Annotated in this window: 12 protein-coding genes and 1 pseudogene; 8 read left to right on the forward strand and 5 right to left on the reverse strand. The window is 66.1% G+C overall.

The window, feature by feature from the left end; translation table 11 throughout:
- Window positions 1–461 precede the first annotated feature (461 nt).
- The 3 genes from ACFQU3_RS19560 (at window position 462) to ACFQU3_RS19570 (ending at window position 3220) form a co-directional block, all read left to right on the forward strand.
- Window positions 462–692, forward strand: a complete 231-nt coding sequence (locus ACFQU3_RS19560) for a hypothetical protein (protein WP_385912855.1) — start codon at window positions 462–464, stop codon at window positions 690–692.
- A 1053-nt stretch (window positions 693–1745) separates the two neighbouring features.
- Window positions 1746–2630 (forward strand): NYN domain-containing protein, encoded by an 885-nt coding sequence (locus ACFQU3_RS19565; protein ID WP_385912857.1) that lies wholly within the window; start codon window positions 1746–1748, stop codon window positions 2628–2630.
- 119 nt (window positions 2631–2749) lie between these two features.
- The gene (locus tag ACFQU3_RS19570) at window positions 2750–3220 is read left to right on the forward strand and encodes a UPF0158 family protein (protein WP_385912859.1); all 471 of its coding nucleotides are present in this window, start codon (window positions 2750–2752) and stop codon (window positions 3218–3220) included.
- Between the two features lie 351 nt (window positions 3221–3571).
- Here ACFQU3_RS19570 and ACFQU3_RS19575 read toward each other — a convergent pair whose 3' ends face one another.
- Window positions 3572–4069, reverse strand: coding sequence for a MarR family winged helix-turn-helix transcriptional regulator (locus ACFQU3_RS19575; protein ID WP_385912861.1), 498 nt, complete (start codon window positions 4067–4069; stop codon window positions 3572–3574).
- Window positions 4070–4183: 114 nt separating this feature from the next.
- On the opposite strand from ACFQU3_RS19575, the gene ACFQU3_RS19580 reads away from it, so the two are divergent.
- The 3 genes and pseudogenes from ACFQU3_RS19580 to ACFQU3_RS19590 all read left to right on the forward strand — a co-directional run bounded on the left by ACFQU3_RS19580 (window position 4184) and on the right by ACFQU3_RS19590 (window position 7774).
- Window positions 4184–5128 carry an NADP-dependent oxidoreductase gene (locus tag ACFQU3_RS19580; protein WP_385912863.1) on the forward strand — a complete coding sequence of 315 codons (945 nt, stop codon included), beginning with the start codon at window positions 4184–4186 and terminating at the stop codon, window positions 5126–5128.
- Between the two features lie 456 nt (window positions 5129–5584).
- Window positions 5585–5857, forward strand: a pseudogene (locus ACFQU3_RS19585) (transposase); the annotation flags it as partial.
- Window positions 5858–6757: 900 nt separating this feature from the next.
- Window positions 6758–7774, forward strand: a complete 1017-nt coding sequence (locus ACFQU3_RS19590) for a hypothetical protein (RefSeq protein ID WP_385912865.1) — start codon at window positions 6758–6760, stop codon at window positions 7772–7774.
- Between the two features lie 569 nt (window positions 7775–8343).
- Here ACFQU3_RS19590 and ACFQU3_RS19595 read toward each other — a convergent pair.
- From ACFQU3_RS19595 to ACFQU3_RS19610, 4 genes are all read right to left on the reverse strand, one after another.
- Window positions 8344–8799 carry a hypothetical protein gene (locus tag ACFQU3_RS19595; RefSeq protein WP_385912867.1) on the reverse strand — a complete coding sequence of 152 codons (456 nt, stop codon included), beginning with the start codon at window positions 8797–8799 and terminating at the stop codon, window positions 8344–8346.
- A 734-nt stretch (window positions 8800–9533) separates the two neighbouring features.
- Complete coding sequence (locus tag ACFQU3_RS19600) at window positions 9534–9932, reverse strand: hypothetical protein (RefSeq protein ID WP_385912869.1); 399 nt, start codon at window positions 9930–9932, stop codon at window positions 9534–9536.
- A 117-nt stretch (window positions 9933–10049) separates the two neighbouring features.
- Window positions 10050–10412, reverse strand: a complete 363-nt coding sequence (locus tag ACFQU3_RS19605; RefSeq protein ID WP_385912871.1) for a hypothetical protein — start codon at window positions 10410–10412, stop codon at window positions 10050–10052.
- A gap of 147 nt (window positions 10413–10559) precedes the next feature.
- A complete protein-coding gene (locus ACFQU3_RS19610; RefSeq protein ID WP_385912873.1) occupies window positions 10560–11042 on the reverse strand; it encodes a CPCC family cysteine-rich protein in 483 nt (160 codons plus the stop codon).
- Between the two features lie 222 nt (window positions 11043–11264).
- On the opposite strand from ACFQU3_RS19610, the gene ACFQU3_RS19615 reads away from it, so the two are divergent.
- Together ACFQU3_RS19615 and ACFQU3_RS19620 are read left to right on the forward strand one after the other, a co-directional pair.
- Window positions 11265–12434 (forward strand): FAD-dependent monooxygenase, encoded by a 1170-nt coding sequence (locus ACFQU3_RS19615; protein WP_385912875.1) that lies wholly within the window; start codon window positions 11265–11267, stop codon window positions 12432–12434.
- Window positions 12435–12862: 428 nt separating this feature from the next.
- Window positions 12863–13528: a hypothetical protein gene (locus ACFQU3_RS19620; RefSeq protein WP_385912877.1), complete on the forward strand. Its 666-nt coding sequence runs from the start codon at window positions 12863–12865 to the stop codon at window positions 13526–13528.
- Window positions 13529–13770 lie beyond the last annotated feature (242 nt).

Genomic DNA, 13770 nt, shown 5'->3' on the forward strand with positions numbered 1-13770 from the left:
TCAAGCGAATCAGTGCCAACACTGAGCCGGGACGCGCCGCGGGACGATTCCGGGTCTCATGACGCGGCCGGCGGCATGGAGGAGGCGCTGGCGAGTGGCTGCACGACCCGTCGCTCCAGGTGGCCTATCCCGTGGACGGGACCTATCGTGATGTCGACCTCGCGGCGGTGGACGTGACGGACCGGCCCGGGCGAGCGACGAGCCGGCGGCCCCGGTGAAAGGTCCTGGGGGCGAGCGCCGGAGCGCGCCGTCTGCCGTGGATCGCGGTGCATTGCGCCCTTCATGGCGCTTCGCGATGGCACGGATGCGGGGAAACACCAAGGCGGTGGTGTGCGGGTCGAGTGGTTGTCCGAATGTGCGAAGCGGCCCCTGAGTCGACTCTGGAAGTGGGATATCCGCAGCCCATCCCGCATCACATCGCTTGACTCCCAAGCGAATTCGTACTTCGAGAGAGAATGGTCATGAACCTTCGCAACGCCGCCATCGCAGTCGTCGCCGCCGGCCTGTTCGCCGTGCCGGCCGCCGCTACCGCTTCGCCAGTGCCGGATCCGCCGTCACGACGAGCCATTGACACGGTCCAGGTGGCCGTCGACGAGCTCACCAGGGCCTATGCCCACGCGCGGCTTTCGGACAAGCGCAGCATCCACAACGAGATCGTCCTGTTGAACAACGTCGGCCGGGCAGCGCTCTGACAGTTTCAACGTGCCGCCCTGACGCGAGAGACCCAGACCCCGTAGAGCGAGGTCCGGGCTTTCGTTGTGGCTGTCCTGTGGATGCCCGCCGTGATGATTGGCCTGGGTGATCGATCCAGTTCTGGGTATGAGCACACGGCGCGGACTCGCCCAGCTAACCCTCAGTCTGACCTAAACAAGCCGACCTGTACCTCCGGCGGGAGGCGCGTCTTACCACCGCGAGCGAGGCGCACCCCTTGGGCCGGTGTGCCGGATGCGGTTGCTATCCCGTGATGGCGGCGGACGCCGTCGATGGGGTGATCGCGAGGTGCGGTTGGCCATGCGGCATCGCGGAACGGGAGATGCGGGCGGCGCTGGCCTCGATGCTCCTGCACCTGCCGGCGGCCTGGTGGTCAGATGTCGCAGCCGCGCGTACCGTCTCGTGGATGCGCGGGATCCCCATCGGGACCATTGCTGTCGTCATTGCCATGTCCGCGTGCTCGTCGACGCCGGATTCGGAGCCGATGGAGCGCACGTCGGTTGGCGGCCAAGTGGTCACTGTCGGGGCCTCCGGCATGGACATTGAGTCGCGCCTCACGACACCCACAACGACCTCGGAGCGCGACGGCTCGTTCGTAGAAACCTTCACGATTGACCCCTCGACCCCCGACCAGCACTTCGCAGTGAGGACGCGCCACACGCCGGGCTCTCGGGCCGCGGGCGACGTCAAATGCTGGATAAGCGTGGACGGGCGATTGGTCTCGGAGAACGCCGACAGCGGAGAATTCGCTATCGCGTCTTGCTCTTGGTAGACGCGGGCGGCACCCGCTCCGGTGGTCCGAAACCCACCACGGTCGGCGGCTACCAGATCACCGGGTTGCTTGTCATCGTGCTCACGACTCTCTCCAGGCGTTCGGCCCAAGCCGAAGGGAGCGTCAAACCGCCGCTCAAGGCGCCCACTAAGGCCTATGTGCCCGCCGGAATCTCACAGCGCGTCCGCGGTAAGAGCCTGGATCGCCGGGCGCATCGTCTCCGCTCCCGCAACTTCCCGCTAGCGGGTCGTAGGCTCGCGCCATGAGCGAACGGGTTGCTGTCTACATCGACTTCGACAATGTGGTCATTTCCCGTTACGACGACATTCACGGAAAGCAGGCGTGGCGAGAGGACGACCCGCGCAGGCGTTTGCGATCCGCCTCTTCCACCGACCCAATCGACATGAAGTTGGCTGCGGCCCAGGTCAATATCGGGGCAATCATCGACTACGCGGCTTCCTTCGGCAGCGTCTCGCTGAGCCGGGCCTACGCCGACTGGTCGGTCCCCGCGAACGCGGCATACAAGGACGAGCTGATGGGACGAGCGCTTCACCTTGTTCAATTGTTCACCGCCTCTGGCGTCAAGAACGGAGCTGACATCAGGCTCGCCGTAGACGCCGTCGAGGACCTCATGCGCCATCCCGAGATCTCGCATGTGGTTCTTGTTGCCGGAGATTCCGACTACGTCCCACTTGCGCAGAGCTGCAAGCAACTCGGTCGCTATGTGGTCGGCATTGGCGTCGCCGGGTCGACCAGCAAGGCGTTGGTGTCAGCCTGCAACGAGTTCATCGACTACACCCACCTGCCAGGGGTCACTCCACCGCCGGCGACCAAGCGGGTAGTGGCGAGGTCGCCGGCCAAAAAGGCCGCCACCAAGAAGACTCCCGCACGCAGGTCTGTATCTGCGGACCCCGCAGCAGAGGAGGCGACGGACCTGCTCGTCCGTGCAATTCGGGTCGGCCTGCAGAAGGGCGATGACGACTGGGTCTACGCCGCTGGGGTCAAGAGCCAGATGCAGCGAATGGATCCGGCCTTCACTGAGAAGTCGCTCGGGTTCACAACGTTCCGAGAGTTCGTGGAGTCGCGAAACGACAAGGTGGTGTCCAAGCAGCACGCCAACGGACAACTGACCGTGCGGCTGGCCTGAGCTGCCGATCTGGCCGCGGTGGCCGCGGTGGCCGGCACACCGCCGCGAACCGGCCGGCAGCTGCCATGCGATGCACATGGTCCTTTCAGGACCTCCAGGTCGGTCTATAGCGTGAGGGGATGCTTGACTTGGGCGCCATCCACCTGGACGAGCTCGCAACCGCGCTCGCGGATCAGACGGACTACGACCACCGATGGCTGCTCAACCCGCGAACGGGCGAGGTGGCGTTCTGGACCAGCGACACCGGCATCGACGGTGAGAACCCCGTCGAGATCGACGAGCTGGACCTCATACCCATCGACCCAATCCCCTCGTACGTCTGGTACCAGGACATGGCCGACTTCGCCGAGGGCATCAGCGACGCGGCGGCCGGACGACGTCTGGCCGGCGCGCTTCACGGGCGAGGAGCATTTCGTCGGTTCAAGAACGAGCTCTATGAGGGATTCCCAGAACTGATCTCCTCTTGGCACACCCTGCGCGACGTGCGGGCACAGCGCCGCGCCGTCGATTGGCTCCTGGACCAAGGCCTCATAGCCGAGAACGCCGCTGAGACGTTCAGGGCCGACCACCCAGAGCCAGACCTGCTCTGATCCCACGCACGCGTGACGACAGGTGCCTGCAGCGGCAAGGACGCGTCACATCGCCGCGGGAAGGCGCCCGCTAAGACACGCCTGCGTCGTGCGCAATCGAACGCCGCTGCGAGCGCCGATAGTAGGGGTAGTCATGACCCATGAAGTCCCTCAAGGACCTCCTCGCGGAGGTGAAGAGCAACGGCATCGCTGCGACCGAGGGAGGGCTGGCGCGTCTTGAGCGCGACGCTCGCTTCTTCGGTTGGAGCCCCGTGGCCTCGCGCCCGGGCGGGAAGCCTTTCGAGGTCCTAGAGCCCACCAAGGAAGAGGACGCCCACCGCCGCTCGATCCGCGTGAGTACCGGCGGCCTTGTCAGCGCCGTCGACGAGAGCCTGCTGAGCGTGGCGGCGCCGCGCGCATGTGGTCGCGCACCGGCGTCAACAGCTCGCCCAGCGCCTGGGTCTGTGCGCCGGTCAGCGCGGCGAACAGCTGTTGGCGGAGGACCTCGACGTGGCCGGGAATCACCTGGTCGATGCGCGAGCGCCCGGCGTCGGTGATTGTGACGGTCACGCTGCGTTCATCGTCGACGGATGGCGCGCGGACGACGAGGCCGACCTTCTCGAGCAGACCCGCTTGGTAGGTCAAGCCACTGCGACTGTAGACGACGCCGTCCGCTAGGTCGGTCATGCGCTCGCTGCCCGTCGGTGAGTCGAGCGCGAGCCGCGCCAGGAGCTGGAACTGCACGTAGCTGAGGTCGCCGTCCTCGCGCAGCTGCTGTTCAACCGCGTGCCTCAGCAACCCCGCCACCTCCATAAGGGCGAAGTAGGCGCCCAGCTGGACGGAGTCGAGGGAGGACGAGGGCTTCCGCATGCAGCCCACCCTACAACTGTTTCACGTTCGAAGTAGTTGCTTCGAGTTTGAAGCAGTGCTATCGTCCTGATGTGCTTCACATTCGAAGCACCTACCCATGAGAGAGGTTCTGCCATGAAGGCCATCCGATTCCACGAGTACGGCGACACCGACGTCCTGCGCTACGAGGACGTCGCCGTCCCCGAACCCGGCGCCGGCCAGGTTCGCGTCCGGGTCGCGGGCACGACGTTCAACGGCGTCGACGCCAACATCCGCGCCGGCAACATGCAGGGCCCGATGCCACTGACGCTCCCGCACATCCCCGGTCTGGACCTCGCGGGAATCGTGGACGCACTCGGCACGGACGTCGACGGCCTCGCGGTCGGCGACCGCGTCGTCGGCTTCCTGCCCTTCGTCGTCGACGGAGCCTCGGCCGACTACGTCCTCGCGCCCGCCGAGAGCCTCGCCCCCGCCCCGACCTCGATCCCGCTCGCCGACGCAGCCGCGCTCCCCCTGGTCGGGCTGACCGCGTGGCAGGCCCTGTTCGAGCACGCGGACCTCACGTCCGGCCAGCGGATGCTGGTCAACGGCGCCAGCGGAGCCGTCGGAAGCTACGCCGTACAGCTGGCCAGGGCCGTCGGTGCCCGCGTCATCGCCACGGGCGCCGCGAGCAACGAGCAGCACCTGTTGGAACTCGGCGCGGACGAGGTCATCGACTACACCACCACCGACGCGAGCTCTGCGGTGACCGAACCGCTCGACGTCCTGCTCAACCTCGCACCGATCACCCCAGAGCAGCTCTCGGCTCTGGCCGCCCTGGTCGGTGACGGAGGCGTGGTCGTCAACACCACCGTCTGGATGCCCGCCCCGAGCGACGAAGCGCGCGGCGTGCGCGGCATCGACCTCTACGTCCGCAGCGACGTCCAGCAGCTCTCCGAGCTCGTCTCGCGTGTCGACCGTGGAGAGCTCGTGGTCGACGTCGCCGAGCGGGTCGCACTGTCGGACCTCGCCTCGGTCCATGCACGTGCGGCGGCGGGAACCCTGTCCGGCAAGGTGGTCATCGTTCCGGACCGCCAGTGATGACCATTCCGCCCGACGCGTCTTTTCGCCGCTTTAACCGGCCAGGTCCGCGGGCAGCTCACGGTCACGTACACGGAATCTCCCCGAACAGCCGCGGATTCGACCAGCTCGCCTTCGGGACGCTGACCGCGACCCGAATCGCGACGTAGCCTCCGTGCCACGCCCAGGACTGGGCCCCGGACTGGGCGCGCGTTGCCAACCCGAGCCGAGGCAGACGGTGGCCTGTCCGGCCTGCAGTGTTGCTGGCGGTGCATTCCCAAGCGCTCCAGGCGGAAGTCCCTTCGAGGAGAAGCCAAGGCCGTGAGGGGCCTGGCCTCCATCAGGTCAGCCCGAGCGCTGCCTTCTTCCGCCCAAGTCGACCCTCGCGAGCGTTCGGGGGTGAGGGCGCCCAGGTGGGTGCGCACCCTCGTCAGGGAAGAGCTCGATCTTCCCGGACCTGACCGCCTGCGACCTCAACGAAGTTGCGCTCGCGATGCGCGCACCGGGCTCCTCGACGCGATCGGCGCGACCCTGCCGGCCGCGTCGTGGCAACAGTGGCGGATCCACTGCGCCGCGAACCTGATGGCCACCACCCCGTAGTCGCAGTCGGGGTGGGTGAAGGCGCTGTTGCAGAGCGTGTACGACCAGCCCGACGCCGACGGCGTGAAGGCGTAGTTCGACCGGGCCCTGGAGGCCCTGCACGAGAAGCTGCGCGCGGTCGCCGAGCACCTCGAAATCGCCCGAGCCGACCGTCAGCGTCTAGCATCACAACCTAGCTTGGCCTCTGCCCGGCTCACGCCGTCAGTGGGCGACGCCGTGCCCCACATACCAAGAATTCGCCGACGCGCTGCGCTCGGCAGCCCCACCGGTTCCCACGGTTCCCTGGCCGCGACTCTGCTTGGGCAAACCGGCTGTCGGTCCGGCGGTCCGGGCGTATTTTGGTTCGAAGCGGGGGCCTACTCCTGAGAGGTTCCGATGGACCGTCTCGATCCTGGTAAGGGACGCAGTACGGTTGCGAGGGTTCCAGCGCGCGGCGCCAAGCAACGGCAGGCGCGCCCTTCTCAACCAGGTGCGCCATGGCCTCCCAATCGCGCGGGGGACGTGGCCCGCGAGAGTCTTCGTCGGGCCTGGCGATCCCGTTTGAGTACGGCGGGCTTTCTGCGCAGACAGCGGGTCCTCGCTCTGGCCGCCGTTGGGCTGACGGCAGTGAGTTCCGTGATGGTCCTGACTGGGTCCTTCGGTCCCACGTCCTCAGTGACAATCACTGACACGTTCGAGTTCTTGCCTGTGCCCCTTGCACTCTTTCTGCTTGGTCTGGGTCTAGCGGCCGCGTGTCTATCCGCTGGGTTTGGGGTCCTCGCTCGGGAGACCATCGCCGCCAGATATATCGGGGTTCTCCTCGTGGTCGGGGCGGTTGCACTAGTTGCGGGATATTCGATCCGATCTGGCCCAGGGCTCTGGATATTGCTTGGTCTTATGGCCGCATTGACGTTGGTGCTGGCCTGGTCAGTGACCGGACATCGGGTCTGGCCCATCACTATGACCCTTGTTGTGTCTTGTGTCGCGATGGCTTTGGGGCTGGTGACGCTCATTGGTCCGCAGGGCCCTACTGACAGCCCTCGCTGGTGGGCGGCCATTGCGGCGCATAACGTGGCCTTCCAGTTCGCCTATGTCGCGTTCGTAGGAGTCGTCATCCTCGCGCCCCTGCAGCTGCTGGGCCACTTCGCACAAAGGAAGCACCTCGTTCGGCCTTTTGCGGTCCTGGCACACAGACCCGTGCTGCTCGTTACGGCCTCCCTTGTTGCGGGTCTGTGCCTTGCGTGGGTTGCAGTCGGAAGGGCGAATAGTCCGACCGGGTTTGGCTTCTGGCTTGGGCCGCTCATCGCTAGCGCCGTTGCCCTACTCTTGGTCGCTCGCTCAACCTGGCGGCCGCTACGCGCAAGCGGGATGCCGTTCGCGGCAGGTGTGGTCGCGGTTGCCATCGCCTCGAAGTACGTGGTTCTGGGGGCTCAACCCTTCACGGGGTCGACGCCGGATCAGACGTTTGAAGCGGCAGTGCGGGTATCAGGCTGGGCGTGGGTCGTCCTGCTCGGCGGCGTACTCTGGCTCATTGGGCGGGAGCGTGGATTGACTTCCGGGGGACTCCTGCTGCTGCTCGCGTTGGCGGCGGAAGTGCTCTGGCGGACCGTGCATGTGGGGTTGGGCGCGACGAAGGTGACGGCTGCGGTCTTGATTCTCATCGCGGTTGGGTCCAGCGGGATTTTGCTCGGGTCCCGGCTGGGTTGGCCCGCGACTGAGCCCAAGCGACGGATCTTAGTGGCGTTCGCTCGGGCGGCAGCCTTGGCGATTGGCGCAGCGGCCATCGGGGAGATCGCTCCCGCGGCACTCGAAACAGCCCTGTACGGCGCGGGGGTCGTCCTGGCGTCACTCGGAGTCTTGCTGTTCCGGCAGCCTGGCCGGGGCCTCGCGGTCCCTGAACGTGGGGCGGTGTATCTGCAAGCTGCCGCGGCTGCATTGCTCTTGGTCACCGCTCAGGCGCTGCTTGCCTCCACACCGCTCGGCGTCACCATCGCGCTCGGGGCGGAGCGGGAGGTCGCGGATCTGATGGTGCTCCCGCTCCTCGTCGTGCTCGCCTCGTTCACGCATCGGACGACCGCGCACGTGTGAACGAATGCAGCGGGATGCTGTCAACACGCAGACGTTGCCGCCACCCGGGTGCGCAGGTCGCATCATTCCGGCGATGATCACCGGTCGACTGTCTGGCAAGTCCATTTGAGGGTCCCGCGTTCCGTTCCCCACGACAGCGAGACTTCGGCGAACCCACCGCTCCCTTCCCACGGCACCTCGGGAAGCGTGAACGTACTGCTTTCCTCCGGCGCCACGTCGCGTGGCCTACCTGAGCCTTGGTTGTCGCCATGGCTCCGTTCAACGTCAGCGGTCACTGCCCTGGCTGTGCTCTTCCCCGCGTTCCGAACGTGGAGGTTGCCGGACCGGCACCACGAAACCACCCACTGAACGTCGTGGCGCTCTCGAACGCGCCGCTCAGGTCGGCGAGCCCACAGAAAGGCAGGGACGTCAGTATGACGCCGCCGCGTCTTGACCGGGCGGCAAAGGGGAGTCATACGGATAGGGAGTCGACGACGCTCGATGCCGTCGATCACGGTCGTCGATCACGGTCGTCGGGCACGAGGACGGGGCCGCTGCGAGCCGGCGTGTACGACCTCATCCGCAGCAACCTACTTGCTGAGTCCGTCGTACTGCTGCTGCGCCATTCTGTCCCGCTGCGACCGCCGTTCCGAGTCGACGTGAACCGAGCCGGCCTGAACCACAACTGTCTCTAGTGTGCCCCGCCGCCATTCCCCGAGGTCGTCACGTCGGAAATCCACCGCCTGTCCGATCGCTCGTCCAAGACCCAGTTCAGCGGCCTGCATCTCCGATTGGACCCGCGGATCCACGATGACCGTTACATGGACCTCGTAGATGTAGTCGTCGAACCCATCCCACCAGGAATCGCCGTACGCGATGGACATGTCGGCCGAGCCGATCAGTGCGCTCGCCAAGGCCTCTTGCCCGTCCCGCCTCAACCTTGCCGCCACATCCGCGAGCAGAGAGTCTTGACTGTCCAACTGGGCCGCTGTGCCGTCCGCCGCCTCACCGGACGCATTCATTCGCTGGCCATCGGCGTTGTTCAATGGAACCCCTAGATCGAAGCGACAGCACTCCACAGGCCAACCAGCATGGCGGGCGCCCGATTGGCGCACGCTCGGACGCAACAGGAGCGTCTCGCGGGCGACAACAGTCACATCGTCGGAGAAGGCGCCCGGGCACGTCTCGGTTTTGTAATAACCGATCGAGCGAGGACTAAGCCCGTTGGCGGGGAGGCTCCCGGTGTCGCCGTCGATGGCTCGGGGCCTGCGCCACCCTCGGTGCCACGAGACGGCGGTCGCCTAAGCCGGAGCCGCACGCACGGACGCGCGGCCGGCGTCCGAGTGGGAGGGTGCGGAGCTGCGTTGACTCGATGGTCGGTACGGCGCGTCCTATCGCCGCGACGCGGGACGAGCCTCGGGCCTTAAGGGTCTCCAACACATTCGGAGTTGCCGCAGACCGTGCTCCAGAAACGGTCCGTTTTGGAGCAGGGGGCGGGCTCGTCAGCCGGAAGGGGATCGGGGGTGGGTTCCGCCGACTCCCCCGGCAGAACCCACCCCGTCAACTCCCCCACCCGGTCCCCCGACCGGCTACTGCTCCGACCATCCCCCACGAACCAGCCGGTCCCTCCCCATGACGGACACTCTGCCGCGCGAACTGCAAGACAGACAGGCCAGAACCAGCGTGTTTTCCGCAAGACTCTGCGCGCCAGTGCGATCGACATCCCGCCGCTTGTCGGCGCGAACGGCTTCACCCACATGCCGAGATGAGCACGTTGGCGTCAGGACCAATCACGACCGGCGAAGATGCCTTCACCAGGTCGCCAGACCGCCCAGGCCTCGTCTCGAAACGAGTCCTGGTGCACCTGCAACTGTGCGATCTCAGGGCCACCCAGGTCGGATGGTATGGGGTTCGTGACGATCTCACCAAGACCGAAACGGATCACCAGTCCGGCCTCTGGCGATTCGTCTGTGGAGAGCACCTCGTGCGTGATGAAGGCGCAGAGAGCGTCGCGGTAGCCACGATCTCCGAAATGCAAGGTGGCGTCGCCGATGGTGACCGTCGGCCAGGCGTAGGCCGAGAATCGTGCAGCACTGAAGTCGAGTTGGACGTAATCCATGACGAAAACCACTGACCCGAGTTCCTCTTCGACAAGGGCTTGGAGAAGGGATTCGCTCACGCCAGTGATCCTTGCAGGTTGAGACTGGCAACATCCTCAAATGCCTCGCTGAGTGCGCACACGTACCAGAGAACGCACGCGTGTCCTACGGGGCGCACCACGCTGTGGCGACACCCGTCAACTCAACCAAGTGAGAATCGTTCTTGCGGTCTCGTCGGCCGAAACATTGGTGTTGTCCAATCGCAAGCACCGGTGCTGGCCCAGCAGCCGCTCCCCGGGCATCTCGTGTGCGTACTCTGTAAGGCCCGTGTTCATGACGTGCTGTTCCAGCTGACGAACATTCTCGTCCGACCAATCCACGTCGCGCTTGGAGCGCTTCTCAGCGAGCCGGTGTTCAGTCCGGTTTCGCTCCAATCGCGTTTCGAGACTGGCGTACAACTCGACAAACGACACGAGTGCACCGGCATCAACGTATGGGCGCAGGTAGTCACCGACTTCACGAGCGTCTTCCTCGAGCTCGAGCGCCCATGTGTAGGTCAAGACCAGGTCGGCGGCCGATCCGGCGGCTTCCGAGATTATTCGGCGCCGGAACTCCCCCAGTAGGGGTCGCCGACTCCTTGTCGTGCCGGATTAAGCGCCACGACAGCACCCGCGCAACACCCTCAACTGCCGCTGATCGCGCGCCGCCTAGAACCACTGAAACATGTGCCTGAACCACCGACCGATTCTTTGAAGGGGCCCTGCGTTCGCCTGCCAGGCAAGCTCCTCTTGCACCGAGGACTGTGTTACGTACGCCATCAGAGGGTCCGGACCTTTGCCCTTCACCAAGTCGCCCTGAAAGATCTTGTAGGTGATGCGCCAAGACGCAACGCCGAGGCGTTCGCCGGCCTCAAGGCGAGTGATCGCGGGCTCGCTTTCGACGCCTGAGGTCTCATATTGCTGCAAGTCCGCCAGCCGCGCCTCGTTCGGCCGGGGCGGGCGGACCTTGTTCACGAACGCCGGATGCATGGCGCCCAGCCGCAGGTAGGTCTGTTGAGCATCCACGATGCTGACCCCATTGGCGCCGCCCGCGAATCCAGGCGCGCGCGACTCGTTTGGGTCGTCCTCCCAAAAGCAGACTGGACACAGTTCGTAGGCGTCCCGCTCGGTAAGGTCCGGTGTCCACAGCATGGGCACGCTAGACGGCCTGTCATGGCTCCAGCATGTCAACCGGAGATGAGTCTCCATGCGGGCCCTCTGTCATGCCGCATGGAGAACATCCCGGCCAGATTGATCACGGCAGGCTCGCGCCGACTCCGGAGTGGCGTGGCGTCCCCGCCTGTCGAAATCAGCCTGGGCCGTTCGACGTGGGACTGAGAGGCTGCAATAGGTGGCGACGAGAGGGAGAGCACGATGAGCAACATCAAGGTGCTGGTGTCCGGAGCGAGTATCGCGGGGCCGGCCTTGGCCCACTGGCTGCACCGCCACGGTGCCGAGGTGACGGTGGTCGAGCAGGCGCCGGAGCTGCGGATGGGCGGTCAGGCGGTCGACGCCCGCGGTGTCGCGAAGGAGGTCATCCGCCGGATGGGTCTCGACGCCGTCGTCCGGGCGGCCTGCACCAACACTCGTGGCGCGCACACGGTCGACGCCGACGGAAACGTGCTCGAGACCTTCCGCGCCGAGGACGACCAGGGCGACGGATACGTCTCTGAGATCGAGATCCTTCGTGGCGACCTGACCCGGATCCTCTACGACGACACCCGCGATCACGTCGAGTACGTCTTCGGCGACCGGATCGCCGACCTCGTCCAAGACGACGACAGGATCGACGTCACCTTCGCGAGCGGCCACCGACGCCGCTTCGACCTGGTTGTTGGTGCCGATGGGCTGCACTCGTCCCTCCGGTCGATAGTGTTCGGGTCGCGGGAGCGGTTCGTGCGCCACCTCGGTCTGGTACTGGCCTTCTTCACGGTGCCCAACGTGTTCGGGGTGGACGGCTGGTTGCTCGACCACCGGCAGGGGGGTCGCTGGGCGGGGTTGCGGCCGGTCCCGGACCAGGCCAAGACGATCGCGATGCTGTCCTTCCCCGCCCCGGAGGACCAGTTCGACCACCGCGACGTCGAGGCGCAGAAGCGCCTGCTGCGCGAGCACATGGCGGGCTTCGGCTGGGAGACCGGGCGCATCCTCGCGCACGTCGACGAGGCGCCGGACTTCTACCTCGACCAGGTGGCCCAGGTCGTCATGGACCGCTGGTCCGTGGGGCGGGTCGGGCTGATCGGTGACGCAGCATTCAGTGCCTCACCGATGTCGGGCGCGGGAACCGGCCTGGCCTTGGTGGGCGCCTACATGCTGGCCGGCGAGCTCGCGGCCGCCGGCTGGGACCCCCCGGTCGGGTTCGCCCGATACCAGGAGCGGATGCGCGACTACGTCGAGGCCAACCAAGAGATCGGACGCATGCACGTCGCGATGCTCACCGCCGACCCGCAGACCGCCCCGGCCGGGGAGCCGGACATGGAGGCGATGACCGCTCTTATCGAGCGGGCGGTGACTGGTCCCGCGCTTCCCGAGTACGAGCGCGTGTAACGAGCGAGCCCAGCCGATCCGCGACCAGTCACCGAAAGGACGATATGCACGTCACCACTGTGACCCGCACGCGGCGCGCTATCGCTCAAAGCCTTCGACGGATAACGAATCGATGCCCATACATGCCGGATCCCTCGTTCGGGCCTTGACGGATGAGGCGCGTCTCACCGCCGCCTGAGGGGCTGCTCATAGTTGCACCTGCTAAATCGCGCCATGCGCTCACCGAGACTTTTCCTGCTGCGGCCGCCGACCTTCGCTCTTGGCCTGACCACTTCGGCGAGGACTTGCGGGCTCGTGCACGGTTCGTTCCGATGGATGTGGCGCGATACCCGGCGACGGGACGTTCACAGGAGGACAGTTGATGGCAGCCGCGCCCTTCCGGGCGTCGGTGAAAGGATCTCGGGGACCCACGCGTGGGAGGCCCAGTTATGCGCAGGTCACGTGGCGCCCTGTTCGGCGTCGTCGCAGTCGTCCTCATCACCGGATCAGCCGGGAGCGCAGCAGCGAGCAACCGCTCGAGCAAGGCGCCTCTGTCATTCTCCTCCACCAGCCGGACGGCCATCGCCGAGTTCGACCACACGGATGGTTGCCTGCGCCGCGGCGTCACTGTCTTCGGTGACAAGACATCAGGGAAGACACCCTCCAAGGCCCCCACGACCAGCACCTTTGGCTTCCTGGAGGTCTGGGTGGATGACATCTGCTCGGATACCCGCCTCAAGGACGAGTGGGGACCGTTCCGCCCCACGCGCATCACCGTCACCAACACGAACTCGGCCGTCCTTCGGGGCACGGTAAGCATCGGCGGTCTTGAGGCCCCACCATCGGAGCGGACGACATACCTGGTCAACCTGTCCTGGAGGCGCACCGGCACCGTAGAGCGATCCCGCGGGATGCACAACGTGAAGAATCCGGACGGGACCCACATCCTCGATCGCAGCATCTTCACGTTTGCTGCCGCCTCGGTCACGGGGAGCATCGCGACGAAGAAACAGCCAAGTGTCAATATCCTGGCCGGCCTCGATGCTGCGGGCCAGCTGCAGTACTTGCGCGAGAGCTATCACGTCCTGCGTCCGCAAGGGAAGCCGCCGGCCTGAGGGTCGCGCCGGCCAGCCGGGGACGGCCGGCGCGAGCGGCGGCGGTTACGTCTCGGGCGAACCACTCATGATCATTGCTGCCAAACGTCATCCCGCGATCCGCTCGTTTCACGCGAAGGCGCGTCTTACCGGCTCCCTTCTGTTGTCAACCGGTGGCGTCGAGTGTGTTGATGCGGTCGGTCTTCCGTGGCGTGGGTGCCGGGCGTAGCGTCGGTTGTGCGGGTCCGGGAAGTGGCTGATCC

The organism is Terrabacter sp. GCM10028922 (assembly GCF_042666095.1).
In the GTDB taxonomy this organism is placed as follows: Bacteria; Actinomycetota; Actinomycetes; order Actinomycetales; family Dermatophilaceae; genus Terrabacter.